Here is a 15,874-nt window from a genome sequence, read left to right on the forward strand (position 1 = left end):
CCTCGTCATTTTTTTAGCAAAAAAGACCGTCTCAGCGGCCTTTTTCTTGATTTTATCATAAATTCTCTTCATTTTTTAGGGAGGAGGCATCATAAAGATACCTCAGGATGAAAAAAACATTGCTGGTTTCCTTATTTCCTTACAGGGAAAAGAAACTCGCCTAGAGCAATGGCGATGTGTACCGGATAGCATTATTTACCGGCAAGTAAAAGCTACCTCACATCAAGTACACCCGCATTTTTCAAATTTTAAACAGTTGGTTGTTTGCTTTCAGCTTGCACTTCAGCATTCACTTTTGTTGGCAGACCCCATAATTTAATGAAACCAATCGCTGCTTCTTGATCGAATGTGTCAGCAGAAGTATAAGTTGCCAAGTTTTCATTGTATAAGCTGTTTGGAGATTTCCGTCCTTCAACAATCACGTTGCCTTTAAACAATTTCACTCTCAAAGTACCATTTACAACTTCTTGTGATTTTTTCAAGAAAGCAATCAATGAATCCATAATCGGGTTGAACCACAAACCATCATAAATCATTTGTGATAATTGTTGCTCAATCACTGGTTTGAAGTGAGCCATTTCCCGTACAAAAGTTAAATCTTCTAATTCTTTATGAGCCTTCAATAAAACTTCCGCTCCAGGACATTCGTAAACTTCCCGTGATTTGATGCCGACTAACCGGTTTTCGATATGATCAATCCGACCAATGCCGTGTTTACCAGCTTCTGCATTTAATTCCATGATTAAATCAGACAACAACATTTTTTGACCATTTAATTCAGTTGGCACACCTTTTTCAAAAGTAATCTCTACTATAGAAGGAACATCTGGTGTGTCTTCTAATTCAGCAGTGATATCGTAAGCACCTTTTGGCGGCGTTGCCCAAGGATCTTCTAGCACACCACATTCACAAGCCCGCCCCCATAAGTTTTGGTCGATTGAATAAGGATTGTCTAAGTCAGCAGGAATTGGCACACCTTTTTCAGCGGCATAATTAATTTCTTCTTCCCGAGACCATTTCCATTCCCGAACAGGTGCGATAATTTTTAAATTAGGATCTAACGCTTGGATTGATACTTCAAACCGTACTTGGTCATTTCCTTTACCCGTACAACCATGAGCAATTGTTGTTGCGCCAGTCTCATGAGCTAATTCTACTAATTTTTTAGAAATTAGCGGCCGTGATAAAGCTGAAACCAATGGGTAAGAGTTTTCGTAATAAGTATTGCCTTGTAAAGCAATCAAAACAAAATCTTGTGAGAATTCTTCTCTAGCGTCAATCGCATAAGAGGCAGACGCGCCAACTTGTAAAGCCTTTTGTTTAATAAATTCAGTATCCCGACCTTCACCGATGTCTAGGCAACAAGCCACCACATCATAACCTTCGTCGACTAACCATTTAATTGATACGGAGGTGTCTAATCCACCTGAGTAAGCTAAAATTACTTTTTCTTTCATCCTGCATTTCTCCCTTGTTAATAAATTTCATGCAATTTTCATCTTTGCGATGTAGTTATATTAGCACCATAAAATACAAAACGCAAGCACTTTTTAAATATTTATGCAAAAAAGTTTTGTTTTTGTGTTTGTTTATTCATTTTCGTCGAACAAGAAATTTTTTATACAATAGAAGAGATGGGAAATGAATGAGAATATTTATTTTTATTTAGCTGAGAAAAAGATTGACATGGCGCACTTTCGCAAGTATTATGGTAAATGGTATTGTTTGCCCCATGAGAGCCCCGGAAACTCAAGTGTTTGTCAAACATTCGAAACTGAAATTGGAGGAAGAAATCGTGCGTACAACATATATGGCTAAGCCAGGCGAAGTAGAACGTAAATGGTACGTAGTAGACGCAACAGATGTTCCTATGGGACGTCTATCAACAGTAGTTGCATCAATGCTACGTGGAAAAAATAAACCAACATTCACACCACACATTGACACAGGTGACTTTATAATTGTCATCAATGCAGACAAAGTAAAATTAACAGGTAATAAAGCAAATGATAAAGTTTATTACCGTCACTCAATGTATCCAGGCGGATTAAAATCTGTTACAGCTGGAGAATTGCGTGCTAAAAATTCTCGTCGTTTGATCGAAACTTCTGTAAAAGGCATGTTACCTAAAAACACTTTAGGCCGTGCTCAAGGCATGAAGCTTCATGTATACGGTGGCGCAGAACACCCACATGCAGCGCAACAACCAGAAGTATTAGACATTACAAACTTAATTTAAGGAGGGAATTTCATTGGCACAAGTACAATATAGCGGCACAGGCCGTCGTAAAAATGCAGTTGCTCGCGTACGTTTAGTACCAGGAACTGGCAAAATTACTGTAAACAAAAAAGACGTTGAAGAATACATCCCACATGCTGACCTACGTTTAGTAATCAACCAACCATTTGGCATTACTGAAACAACTGGTTCATACGATGTTTTCGTAAACGTAAACGGTGGAGGCTACGGAGGCCAAGCCGGAGCAATCCGTCACGGTATCTCTCGTGCTTTATTAGAAGTAGATCCTGATTTCCGTACACCTTTAAAACGCGCTGGCTTACTTACACGTGACTCACGTATGGTTGAACGTAAAAAACCAGGTCTTAAAAAAGCCCGTAAAGCAAGTCAGTTTTCAAAACGTTAATATATTTTATATATCGACAATTTCAGGCGTTTCGCAATTCATTTTGCGAAGCGTCTTTTTTTGCTTAAATTAATTTTGATTATTCTTGCATGTAAATAATGTTTATATATATATTGACTGAGATAAATTTACGAAATATATATATATGAAAAAATTGATTATTATTGATATATGATAATAAAGATGTATAATAAGTTGTATTGTGAAATAACTTACAAATAAGAAAAGGAGAGTTTGTATGAAGAATTTAGAAAATAAAATTGCAGTTATTACAGGAGGGGCATCGGGAATAGGTTATGGAAGTGCACGAATGATGGCTGAAGATGGCGCAACAGTGATTCTTTTAGACATTAATGAGAACGTTTTCTCCAGTGCTGAAAAAATCATGAAGGATGGATACAAAGCTGAAGGTATGATTGTTGATGTTAGAAATAAGAGTAACGTTGAGGAGACTATCGAAAGAATAATTAAGAAATATAAGAAAATAGATATATTGCACAATAATGCCGGAGTAAACAAAAGAGCCAAGTTTGAAGATCAAACAGAAGATGTTACAGATTTTATATTCGGTGTGAATATCTATGGTGTTTGGAACATGACACAAGCCGTTTATAAATATATGAAAGAACAAAAATATGGACGTATTATAAATACTTCATCAGTAACAGGTCCAATCGTTTGCGATGAAGGAATGTGTGCGTATTCTCTAACAAAATCAGGAATTTTAGGTTTTACAAGAGCGTTAGCTGTGGAAGCTGCTAAATATCAAATAACTGTTAATGCAATCATGCCTGGATACGTAAGAACACCAATGGCTGAAAGATCTGCAAAGATTAGTAGACCAGATGATCCAGAAAGTGCTTTGAAAGATATGGCTGAACCAGTGCCATTAAAGAGACTTGCGACGATTGATGACATCGGGAATCTAGCAGCATTTCTTGCATCAGATAAATCATCATATATAACAGGAGAGGGTATTGTAATTGATGGTGGTAGTACTATACCTGAAACTTTTGGCATTTTAAATGCAGGATCATAATTAATCTAAAATTTAAATTCTAAGAGTTAGAAGGTGGAAATTATAAAAAAACCGTTTGGATTCTATGTATGTTCTTTAGGTTTCTCTTTTGAAAGAATATCATTTTATACAGTTAAATATATGTTAGCGATATGGATTGCTGTAAAAGTCAGTGCTGGAGGGTTAGGATTGACTACGGCAGAAGGCGCTGCTGTTTCCGGCGCTTTCGTAGCGATGACTTATATAACTCCGATGCTAGGTGGTTGGTTAGCCGATTATTGGATAAGCCCTCGATTGTGTGTAGCTATAGGAATGATTTTAATGGGTGTCGGATATTTATTTACATGGCAAGCTAACTCTTTGTCGATGGTTTGGTTAATGATTGCGTTTGTTTCTGTAGGCACAGGACTATTTAAAGGGAATTTATCTGGAGTTAATGCTTTGTTGTTTAATGATGAAAAAGAGCTGAACGAAGCTTTTTCAATTCAATATTCATTCGTAAACATAGGTATGTTTATTGGAACAACATTTTTAGTATTATTAATTCCAGTAATCGGATATAATCTAGTATTTTTAGTCTGTGCCATCATTCTTTTTATTGATGCGCTATGGTTTATTTTAAATATGAAATCATTAGGTGATGCAGGTAAATACCCATTTAAAATAGATCAAAGAAAATATGATTCTGCAGGAAAAAATAATAATGATCAAGCCTCTTTGTCTTATGGGGATAAGAAAAGAATATTAGCAATTGTTTTAGTGACATTACTATCGATCGTTTTTTGGGCAGTTTGGTATATGGCTTTTATGCCTGTATATTACTATTTCGGTTATGGAGATGGGCCAGGATTTTTGGAGCGAGCAAATTGGATTATTTTAGGTTTCCAAGTCCCAACATCTTATGTTGACTCCATAAATGCATTAGGATGTATAATCATGGGTCCCATAATAGGACGGTTTTGGACGAAGATGGCAAATCGTCCAAAAGGTGATATAAGTATGTTCAAAAAAACTGCATTAGGTTTAATTTTTGCAGGTTTAATTTACGTAGTCATGGTTGTTGCAGATTTAATTGGAAATGGGAATGCTTCTTTTGGTTGGTTTGTGATAATTGGATTGTTATTCTCAATCAGTGAAATGGTTTTTTCTCCTTTAGGGAACGCCTTTATAACCAAATTGGCCCCAGCAAAACTGATGGGATTTTTATTAGGTTTTTGGCCAGTAGCAGTTTTCTTCTCTACGATGATATATCCTAAAATATATTCATTAATAGAGACGAATAATCCAATTTTATTCCAAAGAAACTACGGAATAGTAGGAGTTGTAGTGATTTTATTTGGAATTATTTTATGGTTTGGCAGTAAAAAACTAGATAGATTAGAATCTGGTGACTAGGAATTAGGAAGGGTTTAGGTTGCATTTCACGAAACTGCTGATTGATCAAAAATAAAACAGTTTTTATATGATCATTGTATTATGGGTATCAACTACTGACACTTAGCTTATAAGCTAGGTGTTTTTTGATTTATTGATGTAGTAAAATAGTATTAATCGAAGAACCTATTTTGATTGGAAGAAAACACCTACATAAACGTAATTAATTTGAATTCAGTATTCTCATGCTTAAATGAAATCGGATTTATTGATATCGAAGATGAGGAAGGCGAGCTTTTTGAAATTGGCATTTTACTATTAGAAATTTGGGAAGAGTTATTTGATGAATATGATGCTAAAAATATCCCAGAAATAAGCAACTGGTTCAAAGCACAAATGAAACATTCTGAGAGACACTGTTTTAAATCAAATGTTGAAGAAATTGTTCAATGCTATTTTTAAACTAATTGGAAAATTTTTTTCCAGATGATCGTTATTATTGAATGACTAGTAAAGGAGATCACCTAATGAACTCAAAAAAACCAAACGATGCTTTAATAAAAAGGAATATATCTCCTTTCCTCCCATCTGAAATAATCCAACTTCTTCCACCCGAACTCACCACCCGTTTCGCCCTCTATCCAGAGAACGCTCGTCGTCCCGTCAACAAGACATTATTTAAAAATGATTATTTTCAACTGACTTGTAATGTGCGGGAAAACAGTTTGGCTATTTCTTCAAGGGGGGATTTGGTGTATTCGGCGATTCCTTATGATACAGCGAGAAATTATATTCAGCGAGGAGCGATTCAGTATTTGCTTTATCCGGAGGAAGTGCGGAAATATGTTGTGTCTCACAAGAAAAATTTGGAGAAATATTTATCGTTGAGTATTTTTCAAGTGACGGGAAAAAGAGTTGAGGCTGATTCGCCTGAAGTGATTGAGGCGTATCAGGCTATTTTGGATAATCCTTTGTTGGAGATTCAGATTCTGGGGCGTTTGTTGCAGCATGATGAGACGGGCCCGCTGTCGGCGAACTTGGCTGGGAAGTTTTTATTTAGTGAGAATGTGAAGACGGGGATTGCTGGTTATTTGGCAGAGTATTTGAATTTTGTGGTTCAGTTGACCCAGTCGTTACCATTGATGACCGATGGGAAAAGTGTCCAGTTGTTGGCTACCGAAGCGCAAAGTGAAGGGAAGCAGCAGCAATTATTGACTTTTGATTCGGACATTTCTTCTGCATTGGCTTTATTGCCGCAGGAACTGCAACGGTCAATTGTTGGTGAAAATCAAGTACCAAAGGTTAACACCAAACCATTGTTACGCTCAGAATATGGTGCTGAACTAGCTAGAGTGCGGGAAAACTATATTGCTCATGGTGTTCATCCAGATGAATTAACCACTCATTTTGAAAATGTTCATGAGACTGAAAATACCAATCTGATAAATGTTGTTTCTGATATTCACGCAACAGATGGCAAATTGCCTTTTAGTAATCAGCATTTTAATATTTTAGTTGGTGATAGTTCTGATTCACAAGTGACAGATAGAGCGATCCGCGGGATTTATCTGATTGGACATCATGATATTGTCGATGTTTTAAATGAAGATCCAACGGCTGAAAAGTGGCAGCCATTTAAAAATTATATGTGGTTCAAACAGCTTTTAATTGATCCTGATGAAGCGTGGTATTTATTGCCGACGGGAAATCATGCGTTTTATCAGGTAGTAAAAACTGAGCTTGAAAATAGATTTCCGCAAATGGCGGTGTTACATAATAGCAGCGTGATTCATGAAGGGACACGTTATATTGGTTTAACGATTCCAGTTTCGTTGGTTGATCGCAAGAAGGAGCAGCAGAAGTTTATTCTGGAAACATTGCAGCAATTATTGGCAGAAGATCATCAAATTCCGACGGTGATTGTTTCTCATGCGCCGTTGTTTAATGAGTTGAGTATGCTTTCAGCGACTAGTGAGGCTTACAATCAAGATTATACTTGCTCGGATCCGGCGATTGAACAATTATTTGCCGATTATCAGATTATCGGTGCAATTCATGGACATCATCATATTCCCGCTTCTTCTGGGCGTTATAAGATTGTAAAATTTGCTGACAAGGATTTATTTGTAGTGTGTTCAATTTATTCGAAGATGAATACTGGCTTTGAGTTGAAAAATCTATTGGCTTCAAAATTATTTAAATAAAATATACAATCAGAAATTCTATACCATAAAAAAAAGTGATAAAGTGCCTAACCACAATCTTTCGGTTTGTGATTAGGTATTTTTTCTTTTTTCAAAAAGTTCTTTTAGAGCAGTAAAACAAACAATATTGATGAAAACTGCTATAATTTTAATCAAATGATAAATTTTTAAGGAGTTCGAAAAAAATGAAAAAAATAATCGTGGTTGGTGCAGGAGTAGCGGGGCTTAGTGCAGCGGTTCGTTTGCAAAAATTAGGCTATCAAGTGGAATTGTTTGAAAAAGATAGTCAACCTGGCGGCAAAATGAATCAAATTAAAAAAGATGGCTTTACTTTTGACGTAGGTCCGACGATTGTTATGATGCCGGACATTTATCAAGAGGTCTTTACTTTTGCTGGCGTCAATCCAGATGATTATATTCCGATGGAAAAAGTGGAGCCGATGTTGAAACTATATTTTTCCCAAGAAGAACCGTTGACTTTATCCAATGATTTGGTGGAATTGACGAAGACGTTGGAAAGTATTTCAGAAGAAGATGCGCAAGGTTATTTTGCCTTTTTAGCAGATATATATAAACGTTATATTATTGCCAAAGATGCTTTTATTAATAAATCATTTCGTAGTGTTTGGGATTTTTATAATCCGAAATCTTTATGGTCGGGTTTGAAATTACGGACTTTTAACGATGCATATAGTTCAATTTCTAAGTTTGTAAAAGATGAACGGCTACGAAAGTCATTGGCTTTTCAAACGTTATATATTGGTGTTTCGCCGTATCAAGGTCCGTCACTTTATACCATTATTCCCATGATTGAATTATTTTATGGCGTTTATTTTATTAAAGGTGGCATGTTCACTTTAGCGACCTCATTGGCAAAATTATTGACGGAATTAGGCGGCACGATTCATTACAATACTCCGATAGAAGAAATTGTAATCGAAGATAAAAAAACGACTGGGGTAAAAGTAAATGGTGAAAAAATTTCAGCGGATGCGGTAGTTTGTGGAGCTGATTTTCCTTATGCGATGGAGAAATTGATTCCTGACGAGAAAAAACGCGGTAAATATACTGATAAAAAAATTCAGCAAATGGAATATTCTTGTTCTTGTTTCTTGTTGTATTTAGGTTTGGATAAAGAATATGCAGGCAAAAATCTCCACAGTATTTATTTTGCTGATGATTTTAAACAAAATGTTGATGATTTATTTGAGCTAGGTCATTTACCAGAAGATCCTTCGTTTTATTTATACCGACCTTCTAAAATGGATAAGAGTTTAGCACCTGAAAATCAAGAGGGTTTGTATGTCTTGGTTCCGGTACCAGAATTGTCGAAATATGATGATTGGTCAGATGAAGCCGTGGCGAAATATCGAGACAAAGTTATTGCGAAAATCAAAACTAAAACCGATTTTACCGATATTGATCAACATATTATTTCAGAATCGTATTACACGCCTGATGATTTTAAGGAAAATTTCAATGCGTATAATGGCGCCACTTTTGGCTTGAAACCAACTTTGAAGCAAAGTAATTATTATCGTCCCCATAATAAATTTGCCTACGCGGAAAACTTATATTTCTGTGGTAGTAGTACCCATCCTGGTGCTGGCGTGCCGATTGTGATGCAAAGTGCCAAATTAGCAGTAGAGGAGTTGTTAAAGGATGAAGAATAATTCAACCGATTTTAGCGCCCACAAACAAGATTTTACCTATTGCGAGACAGTTATCAAAAAACATTCGAAAACTTTTTACACAGCTTTTTCCCAATTACCTAAAGAAAAAGCCCAAAGTGTTTATGCGGTTTACGCATTTTGTCGACGGGCCGATGATTTGATTGATTTGGCGCAAGATGAAGTCCAATTGCAAGTATTAGCTGATCAATTAGTTGATTTTGAAAATGGGATAGTAGCTGATGACCCCATTTGGCGGGCTTTAGCGGTTGTTTTTGCGACTTTTCCGATGGATATTCAACCCTTTTATGACATGATTGCTGGTCAAAGAAGAGACATTGATTTTAAGCAACCGAAAGATTTAGCTGAGCTAACAGAATATTGTTATTATGTTGCCGGTAGCGTAGGTTTGATGCTGTTGCCAATTCTTTCTAGTCATGCAGCTGAGATTCAAGAACCAGCGAAAAAATTAGGTGAAGCTATGCAGATTACCAATATTTTACGAGATATTGGTGAGGATTATCAGATGGGCCGAATTTATTTACCGCAAGATCAGTTAGCGGCTTTTGGCGTAACGGAAAAGATGTTTAACAATAGCAAACCAACGCAAGCTTTAGTAACTGTCTGGGAAGAATTGGCTAATTATGCCGAAACTCTATATGATGATTCTCTAGTGATGATGCCGTTAATCGATGCTGATTGTCGACCAGCTTTATTGGCCGCAGCAATGATTTATCGCGAACAATTGTCAGTAATTCGCGAAAAAGATTATGCCATGTTAAAGCAACGACAAGCTGTTAGCAAAATCCGAAAATTACAGTTGCTAGGTGAAGTCAAAGAGACTTTGCAGCAAATGGATCAAGTTATTTAAGTCAAAACCTTCTCAAGAGCGAGAAGGTTTTTATTTTTTTGTAAAAGGACTATCTACTGGAATAAAAATCCGATAAAATAAGCGGATAATTAATGATACGAGGAAAAAAATGAAAATATTATTATGTGAAGATCAAGATCAGATGCGTCAGCTCATTAGTCGTATTTTACTACATCAAGGTTATCAAGTGGTGGAAGCACGGGATGGTGAAGAGGCATTGGATTATTTTTATCAAACAAAATTTGATTTGGTCATCATGGATTGGATGATGCCAAAAATCAGCGGTTTGACGGCAGCAAAACAAATGAAACAAGAAACAACCATCAAAATTTTGATGCTGACGGCTAAAAATTTACCCAATGATGAAGTTGAAGCCCTAGTATCGGGTGTAGACGACTATTTAGCCAAACCTTTTCATGCAGAAGTTTTATTAGCGCGGGTTGCAAAATTACTAGGTATTTTAGGTCAAGCTCCTAACCAGAAATTGGTTGTGGTTCCTGATAAGCAGCAAGTTTTATTTGAAGATCAAGAAATAAAGTTGAGTAAAAAAGAATATGAATTGCTTTACTATTTTTATCAAAATCAAGCGCTAGTCTTATCACGAGAACAAATTCTATTAGCGGTCTGGGGCATGGATAATGAAAATGACGTAAGAACGGTTGATAGTTTTGTGCGGATTTTGCGGGACAAGTTCGGTAAAGACCTGATTCAAACAGTTTACGGCAGGGGGTATCGTTTTGAAATTCCCGAAAAATAGTTTGACGGTGGCATTGATGAAGCGCATTTTAGTAGTCTTTGTTTTGATGTTGGCAGTTTTTGGTTTATTCTATCGCTATCTTTTCCCTACCTATTATTATTGGAAGATGGAACAGCCGGTAAAAACAGCCGAAAAAATGATTCAAAATAATCAAGAGGCTCAGCTGGATTCCGCTGTCATAATTGTCAAAATACCGGAATATCAATCTTTTTCAGAGACGGATTTGAATGATGCGATCAGCTTTAAATTACAGCGACAAGGTATTTCTTTAAATAAATTTTGGGTGGATCAAGCTTCTTTAGCGAAGTTGACCCAACAAGAAGCGGTGCAACGATTGTATAATCAAAGCCGCCAAGGAACCGATTTTTATACTCGTTATTTCCACAAAGGGCAAACCTTGTATTTGGTGGGGACAAGTATTCCCAATTTCCGTCAGGCATTGAGTATTATGTTACCGTTGGTTTTATTGGCTGTCGTATTGTTTTTATTGATTTTAAGTGGTTTATTGTACTTGATTGTCCGCAAACAAATCATTCAACCGGTTAATCGGTTGGTTCAGCGGACGAGTCAAATCTCGCAACTAGATTTTGCGGAAACCCCAGTGGAAGAAACCAATGAGTTAAAATTGTTAAGTCAGTCAATTAATCAAATGAATCAATCACTGCAACAACATGAAACCAGCCTACTAAAACGCAATCAGCAATTAAAAAATTTTGCCGGTAATTTAGCTCATGAAATTAAAACTCCCATGTCGGTAATGCAGCTACTGGTGGATAGTGAAAAAATGGGTATCACTAGTCCAACTTTTTTAGCTGATTTAGATCAGCAGATTCACCAAATGAATCAACTGGTTGGCCAAATACTTAACTTTAGTCAACAGGAGAAAGAAGCCTTAACGATGACTGAAGTAGCGATTCAGCCAGTAATCCTGCAAGAAATCCAACAAGCCCAGAAAATTGATCCGAAATTTCAATTTACGGTAAAGATTGCAGATTGTCAGTTAACAACGAATCTAGAATTGTTGCGAATTATTTTATTGAATTTGATTACGAATGGTATGAAATATAGTTTAGATAAAAGATTGGAAATTAGTGGCAAAGAAAAAAACGGGGCTTACTATGTAACCTTCAAGAATAATGCCAATAATCTTGAAGCTGAGCTGTTGGCGCATTTAGCAGATCCTTTTGTGGTAGGAGAAACTTCTCGTAATCAGCATCTAGCTGGAACAGGTTTAGGTTTGTCGATTGTCCAAGAAGCTTTGGTCGCTTTAGGTGGACAGTTGGAATTAAGGCAAGCAGACAATCAATTTATTGCAGTAATAAAACTACCTTTGAAGTAATGTTTTTGACATTGCTTCTTTTTTTGCACAAGTTTTGCACATTTCTTCTTTATTCTTTTTAAAGAGGAGATGACAACATGACCAACAAACAAAAAAGACAATTAATTATTAAAATACTAGCGATCGCTTTAACTGTGACTATCGGATTATCAATTGTGATCCTTTATCAAAAATTAGCTGAAAACATTGGGACGATCGTGCCAGTCGGGAGAAATAAATGAAGACAAGAAAAATAATCAAAAAAATCCTACTGTTACTTTTTTTAATCGTCGTATTCATTCCGATTTACGCTTTTAAAATTGAACCTCGGTTATCAGTGGTTCATCATATTCCTTTGTCTTACGGGGAAGCGAAGACTGAATTAAAAGTTCTGCAGTTATCAGATATTCAAGTTTCAGAAAGTTATCAAGCCAATCGTTTAACCAAAATTGTCGATAAAGTAAATCAAAAAAAGCCAGATATCATTGTTTTTACCGGTGATTTATTTGATAATTACAGTCAATATGCCAATGAAACAGAAATTATTCAACAGCTGAAAAATATGCAAGCAACAATTGGTAAGTATGCTGTCTGGGGCAATCATGATTATGGCGGAGGGGCTGCCAATATTTATCGTTATGTGATGAATAGTGCCGATTTTACTGTCTTGCAAAATGATGGCGAAACGATTGATGTGAATGGGAAGCAAGTTTTTATTGGCGGATTGGATGATTCGTTGTTAGGAAATCCATCAGTCGATGCTACATTAAGTTATCGTTCGCAAGTCGATTATTCGATTTTATTGACTCACGAACCAGACGTGGCGGATGATTTTATTGGAACGGATACCCAGTTAGTTTTAGCTGGACACAGTCATGGTGGACAAGTTTGGTTACCTTTTTATCAAGTTACCAATGTGTTAGCCAAAAAGTATACTCGTGGTTTGTATACTTTAGCTGACGGCACCAAACTGTATGTTAACACTGGAATTGGTACGACCTCAGTGCATGCCCGTTTTGGTGTGATACCAGAAATTTCGGTGTTTGAGATTACTTTTTAGAGAGAGCATTTTGTTAAAATGTTTTCTCTGAATTTGACATTTGGCCAGAACTGCTGTTATGATTTAGTCATCAAAAAAATTTGGAGGTGGTAAAATCATGAGTAGTGACTCCCCCGACGGTGAGCAGAAAATCTTAGTAGCTTTAACTTATTTTTTACGTGAATAAACAGGCTTTGGCGCGTTAATCGGCACTTTTATCAAGTGTGGTTTAAGGGGCTTATTTTGTTTGTTTGAATTTAAAAAATAGGATGGAGAGACACATGAATAAAAAAGATTTTCAATTAACTGTAGAAGAAACTTTAGAAAAATATCAGATTAATGAGTTAACAGAAGGTTTGTCAGAACAACAAGTCAAAGAACAATTGGCCAAATATGGTCCCAACAAAATTGAAAGTAAAAAAACACCAAAATGGCGTTTGTTTTTACGACAGTTTAACAATATGATTATTTATATTTTGATGATTTCAGCGTTGTTAACGTTAATCATGGGGCACCGTTCTGATGCGATGATTATTGCTATTGTAGTCATCGTCAATGCTTTGATTGGTTATTTCCAAGAAGCCAACGCCTCTGACGCATTAGAACGAATTAAGGAAATGATGTCAGCAGAGGCAACGGTTTATCGTGAAGGCATTCGAACCGATGTGCCAGCAGAAGACATTGTTGTAGGCGATGTTGTCTTCTTAGAAGCTGGGGACAATGTGCCGGCAGATTTGAGAATTGTTGAGGCTGATAATCTACGCATTCAGGAATCAGCGTTGACAGGTGAACCCGATTCCGTTGAAAAAGAAATCGAAGCGTTGGAAAATAGTGAAACTCCCTTAGCTGAGCAAAATAATTTGGCGTTTGCTTCGACTTCAGTCACTTCTGGTAGTGGTGAGGGTGTTGTAGTTGCTGTCGGCGCTCAAACGGAGATCGGGAAAATTTCCACTGAAGTCAATAATGCTGATGATCGTAAAACGCCATTGATGCAAGAAATTGATGATTTAGGAAAAGGGATTACCTATGTGATTATGGGTGTTGCGATTGTATTGTTTATTGTGAGTTTGTTTTTGAAAACTTATTCACTTTCCGTTTTATCATTAGCGGTAGTGACAATGATTGTTGGTTCAATTCCAGAAGGATTACCAGCAACAACCTCAGTGGTTTTAGCAATGGGTGTTAGTGACATGGCAAAAAATAAACACACAATTGTTAAAACTTTACCGGCAGTTGAAACATTAGGTTCAGTTGACGTAGTAGCTACTGATAAGACTGGTACGCTGACAAAAAATGAAATGACTGTTAAAGATATTATTTTCCGCGATTGTCATTATCAAGTATCTGGTGATGGTTATCAGCCAACCGGTGAAATTTTGCAAGAAGGTCAAAAAGCGACAATCAGCCAACAACTAAAACTTTTTCTTGAGGCTGGTTATGAAGCCAATGATACAGTTTTGGTAGAAGAAGACGGACGCTGGCAAATCAATGGTGAACCAACTGATGGCTCATTTTTAACTTTATATTATAAAGCATTAGGCTGTGACGCACCTGAATATCAAGAGATTGACATGCTGCCATTTGATTCCGATTATCGTTACATGGCAAAATTAGTCGAAAATCCTGCAGGTGAAAAAATCTTATTTATCAAAGGCTCGCCAGATAAATTATTTGTGATGGCGGAAGAATCAGAAAGTGATTTTGATAAGAATTATTGGCAAAAACATGTCACTGATTTATCGGCAGAAGGCAAACGGGTAGTGGCGGTTGGCTACCAAAAAATGCCAGCCAGTGTGACGGAAATTACCCATGAATTATTAGAAGCAGGGATTTGTCTAATCGGTGTCGCTGGAATTATCGATCCGCCACGAGAAGAAGTTATTCCAGCTTTGAAAGAAATGAACGATGCTGGTGTTGCAGTCAAAATGATTACCGGTGACCATCCTTTAACTGCTAAGGCAATCGGTGAAAAATTAGGATTGGCGCCTAAAATTAAAGTCATTACTGGCGGCGAATTAGATGAATTAACCGGTGAAGATTTTAAACAAGCGGTTTTAAATAATCAAGTTTTTGCCCGCACCACGCCAAAAAATAAAATGGATATCGTTGAAGCCCTCCAAGATAGCGGCAAGGTAACTGCCATGACTGGTGACGGAGTCAACGATGCGCCAGCTTTAAAACGGGCGGACATCGGTGTAGCAATGGGGATGAAAGGGACTGACGTAGCCAAAGATTCCGCCGATATGATTTTGACTGATGATAATTTTGGGACAATGTCGGTGGCGATTCGTGAAGGGCGACGGATTTATGACAATATTAAGAAAAGTATTTTATTTTTATTGCCTACTTCCTTTGCTGAAGGGTTGATTATTGCTTTTACAATTTTGATGCAAAAAGAGATGCCTTTACAACCCACTCAATTATTATGGATTAACATGGTATCGGCAATCACTATTCAGTTTGCCTTTATTTTCGAACCGGCAGAAGCTGGCTTAATGAAACGTAAACCACGAAAAACCGGTAGTAGTTTGTTGAATCGTCATGATATTTGGCAGATGGCTTATGTCTCAGTGATTATGGCTTTAATCAGTATAGTCGCTCATGATTGGCTATTGGATCAAGGAGTCAGTCAAGTCGTGGCTAGCACGATGATGGTAAATATTGTTGTCTTGAGTAAAATTTTCTATCTATTTAATATTCGTACCAGTCAACCAGTGATATCGAAGTCCTTTTTTAGTAATCCGAAAGCATTTTTGATTATTGGGATTATGCTGATCTTGCAGCTGTTGTTAACCTACGTGCCATTTATGCAGCAGGCTTTCCATACAGCAAGTATGTCATGGACTGCTTGGGGGATTGCGATTGCTTCTGGTGTGATTATTTTAGTTATCACTGAAATTGATAAAATGATTCGTTTAAAAAGAAAATAACAGATAGGACTATCCGAATTTTTGGATAGTCTTTTTTGCGAACAAAAA

General features: G+C 36.7%; 14 protein-coding genes. 13 read left to right on the plus strand and 1 reads right to left on the minus strand.

What is annotated here, in order from left to right:
• Window positions 1-248: 248 nt before the first annotated feature.
• Window positions 249-1,457, minus strand: coding sequence for an argininosuccinate synthase (locus ACVWNY_RS00225; RefSeq protein WP_218327144.1), 1,209 nt, complete (start codon window positions 1,455-1,457; stop codon window positions 249-251).
• Window positions 1,458-1,792: 335 nt separating this feature from the next.
• Here ACVWNY_RS00225 and rplM point away from each other — a divergent pair, with 335 nt between their 5' ends.
• From rplM to ACVWNY_RS00290, 13 genes are all read left to right on the plus strand, one after another.
• Window positions 1,793-2,239: a 50S ribosomal protein L13 gene (gene rplM / locus ACVWNY_RS00230; RefSeq protein WP_343214734.1), complete on the plus strand. Its 447-nt coding sequence runs from the start codon at window positions 1,793-1,795 to the stop codon at window positions 2,237-2,239.
• Between the two features lie 13 nt (window positions 2,240-2,252).
• Window positions 2,253-2,645 (plus strand): 30S ribosomal protein S9, encoded by a 393-nt coding sequence (gene rpsI, locus ACVWNY_RS00235; RefSeq protein ID WP_218327142.1) that lies wholly within the window; start codon window positions 2,253-2,255, stop codon window positions 2,643-2,645.
• Between the two features lie 238 nt (window positions 2,646-2,883).
• The gene (locus tag ACVWNY_RS00240; RefSeq protein WP_218327141.1) at window positions 2,884-3,684 is read left to right on the plus strand and encodes a glucose 1-dehydrogenase; all 801 of its coding nucleotides are present in this window, start codon (window positions 2,884-2,886) and stop codon (window positions 3,682-3,684) included.
• A 33-nt stretch (window positions 3,685-3,717) separates the two neighbouring features.
• Entirely contained in the window at window positions 3,718-5,058 is a 1,341-nt protein-coding gene (locus ACVWNY_RS00245; RefSeq protein ID WP_454071481.1) for a peptide MFS transporter, read from the plus strand.
• A gap of 174 nt (window positions 5,059-5,232) precedes the next feature.
• Window positions 5,233-5,499: a hypothetical protein gene (locus tag ACVWNY_RS00250; protein ID WP_454071482.1), complete on the plus strand. Its 267-nt coding sequence runs from the start codon at window positions 5,233-5,235 to the stop codon at window positions 5,497-5,499.
• Window positions 5,500-5,564: 65 nt separating this feature from the next.
• Complete coding sequence (locus ACVWNY_RS00255; protein ID WP_454071483.1) at window positions 5,565-7,241, plus strand: metallophosphoesterase family protein; 1,677 nt, start codon at window positions 5,565-5,567, stop codon at window positions 7,239-7,241.
• 185 nt (window positions 7,242-7,426) lie between these two features.
• On the plus strand, window positions 7,427-8,914 hold the full coding sequence (locus tag ACVWNY_RS00260; RefSeq protein ID WP_454071484.1) for a phytoene desaturase family protein: 1,488 nt from the start codon (window positions 7,427-7,429) through the stop codon (window positions 8,912-8,914).
• A complete protein-coding gene (locus ACVWNY_RS00265; RefSeq protein ID WP_454071485.1) occupies window positions 8,904-9,782 on the plus strand; it encodes a phytoene/squalene synthase family protein in 879 nt (292 codons plus the stop codon). Before ACVWNY_RS00260 ends, ACVWNY_RS00265 begins: the two co-directional genes overlap by 11 nt.
• Before the next feature lie 109 nt (window positions 9,783-9,891).
• The gene (locus ACVWNY_RS00270; protein ID WP_454071486.1) at window positions 9,892-10,539 is read left to right on the plus strand and encodes a response regulator transcription factor; all 648 of its coding nucleotides are present in this window, start codon (window positions 9,892-9,894) and stop codon (window positions 10,537-10,539) included.
• Window positions 10,520-11,878, plus strand: coding sequence for an ATP-binding protein (locus ACVWNY_RS00275; protein WP_454071487.1), 1,359 nt, complete (start codon window positions 10,520-10,522; stop codon window positions 11,876-11,878). Before ACVWNY_RS00270 ends, ACVWNY_RS00275 begins: the two co-directional genes overlap by 20 nt.
• A 77-nt stretch (window positions 11,879-11,955) precedes the next feature.
• Complete coding sequence (locus tag ACVWNY_RS00280) at window positions 11,956-12,099, plus strand: hypothetical protein (RefSeq protein WP_218327135.1); 144 nt, start codon at window positions 11,956-11,958, stop codon at window positions 12,097-12,099.
• Window positions 12,096-12,917, plus strand: a complete 822-nt coding sequence (locus tag ACVWNY_RS00285; RefSeq protein ID WP_454071488.1) for a metallophosphoesterase — start codon at window positions 12,096-12,098, stop codon at window positions 12,915-12,917. Before ACVWNY_RS00280 ends, ACVWNY_RS00285 begins: the two co-directional genes overlap by 4 nt.
• A 260-nt stretch (window positions 12,918-13,177) precedes the next feature.
• Entirely contained in the window at window positions 13,178-15,826 is a 2,649-nt protein-coding gene (locus tag ACVWNY_RS00290) for an HAD-IC family P-type ATPase (protein ID WP_218327133.1), read from the plus strand.
• Window positions 15,827-15,874: the final 48 nt, after the last annotated feature.

The organism is Enterococcus sp. JNUCC 77, from assembly GCF_054819945.1.

Coding starts and splice junctions, on each gene's coding strand:
- ACVWNY_RS00260 (WP_454071484.1), top strand. CDS start 7,427: ATGAAAAAAATAATCGTGGTTGGTGCAGGAGTAGCGGGGCTTAGTGCA.
- ACVWNY_RS00225 (WP_218327144.1), bottom strand. CDS start 1,457: ATGAAAGAAAAAGTAATTTTAGCTTACTCAGGTGGATTAGACACCTCC.
- ACVWNY_RS00265 (WP_454071485.1), top strand. CDS start 8,904: ATGAAGAATAATTCAACCGATTTTAGCGCCCACAAACAAGATTTTACC.
- ACVWNY_RS00240 (WP_218327141.1), top strand. CDS start 2,884: ATGAAGAATTTAGAAAATAAAATTGCAGTTATTACAGGAGGGGCATCG.
- ACVWNY_RS00255 (WP_454071483.1), top strand. CDS start 5,565: ATGAACTCAAAAAAACCAAACGATGCTTTAATAAAAAGGAATATATCT.
- ACVWNY_RS00270 (WP_454071486.1), top strand. CDS start 9,892: ATGAAAATATTATTATGTGAAGATCAAGATCAGATGCGTCAGCTCATT.
- ACVWNY_RS00285 (WP_454071488.1), top strand. CDS start 12,096: ATGAAGACAAGAAAAATAATCAAAAAAATCCTACTGTTACTTTTTTTA.
- ACVWNY_RS00290 (WP_218327133.1), top strand. CDS start 13,178: ATGAATAAAAAAGATTTTCAATTAACTGTAGAAGAAACTTTAGAAAAA.
- ACVWNY_RS00280 (WP_218327135.1), top strand. CDS start 11,956: ATGACCAACAAACAAAAAAGACAATTAATTATTAAAATACTAGCGATC.